Consider the following 4370-nt stretch of genomic DNA (forward strand, 5'->3'; position numbering starts at 1 on the left):
AGGGGCTTCCGGCGAATATATAACAAGGAGTGGTTACATGAATCCTGTCATCGGACTGGATGTTTCCAAAGGAGAAAGTCATGCACAAGCATTCACTGACCGAGGAATACCGCACGGAAAGATCTTTCAGTTTGAGCATAATCTTGAGGTAGCCGCGGAGGACCAATGTTAAAATTCATTTTTGCCGCCTGTATAATGTTATTCAGTCAAACTACCCACGTATCGGCAATACAAATCGAAGACGAAGCTGAATATATTGCAATTTATCGCAAGACTGCTAAGTCCGCAAATATAGGCAGTAATAAAAAGATATTATGAGAAGGTACTTGTTCATCCGCCGACATACACACCGTTTCATGGAACCCAAATAACGTGTGAAGCAAAATGAAAAATTAAATTTAGATCATAGTCTGGTCGGTGTGTAGTAGTAATACTTCCTTCCCTCTTCCAGAAGTTGAATTTACATCATTATCCATACGTCCGCATCCAAAATAAATTTTTAAACTTGGTTTGACACAATTTCAAGATGATCAATATAAAGTCAAACGATTAAATCCATTACTTATAGGACATATTACCAATATCAAAAATGATAGAGGTGTGTGACTCTTTATGTATGTTTCCGGTACTTCAGTCTCGGAATTTAACTCCGAAAAACCTTCTCTTATGCATACACTAAATCAATTTAATGATTGTGTAGATCTTACCCACAGGTCTTACCCCGAAATCAAAATGGATTTGGTCTATTTTAGTCATCAAGTTGATCATGATAAGCTGTATCGTGAAGTTATGGTTCCCTTACTAAATTTGAATATTGAGGAGGTTCCCTTAGTATTAGAAAGATCTCAGTTTACCTTAATTACAGATGCCAAAGAAATAATAACCGGAATTTTATCAGGAAGGGTTGCAATTTTTTATAATGAAAATGCTTTTCTCGTCGATGTGTTTGGCCTGCAAGCACGTTCTGTTTCACAATCTGAATCTGAAACGGTCATAACAGGTCCGCATGACGCATTCACTGAACAAGCTGGAATCAATTTATCATTGATTCGTCAGCGCATTAAAAGCTCTCATCTGAAAGTGATCAAACTATCTGTTGGGGAAATAACCAAAACAGATGTCTATCTTCTATATATTGAAGATATCGCCAATATGGATTATGTGAATGAGGCCATACTTAGAATTAACAATATAGAGATCGATGCACTATTTGATACCAATATGCTAATTCAATTCATTGATGACTCACCTTATTCCATTTTTCCACAATTTCTTACTTCTGAACGCCCAGAGGCCATGGCCTCAAAATTAGTTTCAGGCAGAATTGTTGGCATTGTGGATGGCAGTCCCTCGGCATTAAGCGCACCAACTTCATTCTTCGAGTATTTCTCATCTTCTGATGATTATAATCAACGATGGATGCTCGGAACCGCAAGTCGCTTATTACGATTTACCGCGCTCATAATTACACTTTCATTTACTTCATTGTATGTCTCAGTGACTACCTATCATTATGAAATGATCCCAGAGAACATGCTGCTGACTCTTACGGAATCAAGAAGCAAAGTTCCATTTCCGCCTCTTATAGAAGCGTTATTTATGGAAGCAACAATTGAACTCCTTCGCGAGGCGGGTGCTCGATTGCCATCCAAAATCGGTCAAACGATTGGTATCGTCGGTGGTATTGTAATTGGACAGGCTGCAGTTCAAGCAGGATTAACCAGTAACATTCTTATCATCTCCGTAGCTTCCTCTGCCATAGCATCCTTTGTTACTCCGGCCTACGTCATGAGTAATTCCATTCGATTACTTCGATTTGGGTTAATATTACTTGCAGGAATATGGGGAAACTTTGGATTGGCAGTAGGTATCACGGCGATTGTGATTCATATATGTGGACTTACCAGTCTCGGTTCTTCTTACCTTACTCCCGTTGCTCCTTTCAAGCCAAAGGATTGGAAGGATGTTTTCATTACTGCACCAATTAGCTTTCTCAAAGAAAGACCTACTCAAACCAAGTCACCTAATAAGGTTAGGAATAAGATGAGAAAATAAGGATGGGTCCCCAAAATGCAGGAAAAATTATCACAATTTCATGTGACTATTCTGATTTTTATGACACAGACAGGTATGGTGATATTCACACTCCCTCGGCTACTAGCCCACTATTTTGGAACAAACGGTTGGCTTGCATTAGTTATAATTTTCATGATTGTTTCTTTAAATATTTTATTGATTTCTATTGTACACCGCCTTGGTAAAGGGAAATCTATATTCGTAGTCATGGAGCAATCCATACCTAAATTCATTCTTTTCCCTTTCTATCTATCATTAGTCTTATTATGGATGATGATCGGTTGTTTAATTGCAAAGCAATACGTGATGGTATTTCAAATGATTGCTTTTCCAACAACGAACTCAATGGTATTTAAGCTGGTTTTCGACGGCCTTGCCTTCTTCCTCATTCTCAAAGGTATATACAATATTTCAAAAGCAGCAACAGTCTTTTTTTGGGCAATTATTTGGCTGCTATTATTGCTATTTTACTTTTATGGTGATTTTCAATGGTCCCGTTTGACTCCATTTTTCTTTCAAGAAAGCGCAATAAACATGCAAGGTGTTGCGAGTATCTATTTAGCATTTTTGGGGTATGAACTCTGTTTGCTTTTATTCCCATACACTGATCAAAAAACAAATTTAATGAAAGCGGTTTGGAGTGGAAGTTTCCTGATTTTCCTCAATTATATATATACCAGTTTTATCGCCTTTGGCTTCTTCGGTCACAAATACTTAAAGGACTTAGAGTATCCACTACTGAATATACTCGCGTACATACAATTTCCATTTATTCAGGGTACAGAAAATTTGTTTTATGCTTTTTTTATGTTCTCAATCATTGTTACATCAGTCATGTTTTGGTGGGCAGCTAAAGAAGTCAGTATAAGAATGTTTCCAATAAGCCAAAAGATTTTATTGCTTGTTATCCTTTTAGTGTCCTATTTTATTTCCTTTATTTTCGATGGGTTGAGTGAATTAGAGCAATGGTTGACAATCCTTGGTTATATAGAAATGTGTGTTGCGTTTGGATTGCCTATTGCTTTGATTATTCTTCTGCTTGTACAAAAGACTAGAGGTGAGTTGTAAAGTGATTAACAATCGTGCTTGGCTCTGGATTCTTGCTACGCTTGTACTTACTGGCTGTGGCGATCAACGAATTCTTGAGAATACAGGCTTCATTCAATCTACAAGTTATGATCTTTTGCCTGATGGAAAAATAAATTATGGGATAAGCGTTCCCATTGCAAACCCAGAAATAAAAACATCAAGAGACTTTATTTCAACTGAGGCGAAAAGCAGCAAAGAAGGCCGAATACTTCTTGCAAAAAAGACCAATCTGACGCTAGTTAGTGGACAATTAAGAACCACTCTGTTCGGGTTACCCTTAGCAAAAAAAGGAATTTGGGAGTTCATGGATACGCTATTGAGAGATCCTACCATATCTGATCAAGTCAAAGTTGTTGTTGTAGATGGGAATGCAAAAAATCTGCTCGAAAAGAACTATACCTCTTATCCCCGAACAGGAAAATACATCGATCGTCTTATACAAAAAGAAGCAAAGGGGCAGACCATACCGCTTACCACATTATATTCGTTTGTAAGAGATTATTATGATGATGGGATTGACCCAATAGCTCCTCTTATTAAAGATGCTGGGGAAAGTATAGTCATAGATGGAATTGCTCTTTTTAAAGATGACAAATATGTAGGCAAGATAAAATCAGAAGATTCATTGATTTTCAGTTTTCTACTTGACAGCTTTAATCATGGCGAAATAAATATCGATTTAATTGAAGAAGAATCGCTAGATAGTAAAACAATCATGTTAAACTCTATGAATAGCACAAGGAAGGTTTATGTTAAACACGAAAATGATGGGCAAACAAGTGTTTTTATTAATGTTGATATAAAGGCTTCGATATTAGAATACATCGGTGAATTAATGATGAGTAATGATTCCGAAAGAAAAAAGTTGGAACTTGATATCTCCAACATATTAACTCAACGGGCAGAAGGAATCATAAAATTCCTGCAAGAAAAAAAAACAGACAGTCTTGGCATAGGAACATATTTCAGAAATAGCATGACTCACTATGCTTGGAAGGACATAAGTTGGAATGATCAGTACCCTGTTTTAAACATACAATGTAAGGTTAATATAAAAATAAAAGATTATGGATTTCGTCATTAGTATCAGTGGCTTCTCCCCTGATTGGGAATTCTTCCTTACCACTGGAATTTAGAAGAAATCCTTCACTACTAAACATTCTGCCCTTTCGTATTATGGTTCAACTAGATGAATCCTTATACCC

General features: G+C 36.8%; 3 protein-coding genes. All 3 read left to right on the forward strand.

Annotated elements, in window-relative coordinates; genetic code table 11:
* The first annotated feature begins 612 nt into the window (after positions 1–612).
* Genes AC1DPK_RS33865 through AC1DPK_RS33875 form a run of 3 tightly spaced genes read left to right on the forward strand, consistent with a single transcriptional unit; the run spans position 613 to position 4249 of the window.
* Positions 613–2055, forward strand: coding sequence for a spore germination protein (locus AC1DPK_RS33865; RefSeq protein ID WP_441887196.1), 1443 nt, complete (start codon positions 613–615; stop codon positions 2053–2055).
* Between the two features lie 15 nt (positions 2056–2070).
* Positions 2071–3144, forward strand: coding sequence for a GerAB/ArcD/ProY family transporter (locus tag AC1DPK_RS33870; protein ID WP_477512995.1), 1074 nt, complete (start codon positions 2071–2073; stop codon positions 3142–3144).
* A 1-nt stretch (position 3145) separates the two neighbouring features.
* Positions 3146–4249, forward strand: a complete 1104-nt coding sequence (locus tag AC1DPK_RS33875) for a Ger(x)C family spore germination protein (protein ID WP_477512996.1) — start codon at positions 3146–3148, stop codon at positions 4247–4249.
* Positions 4250–4370 lie beyond the last annotated feature (121 nt).

This window comes from Paenibacillus sp. 01T424, assembly GCF_056398745.1.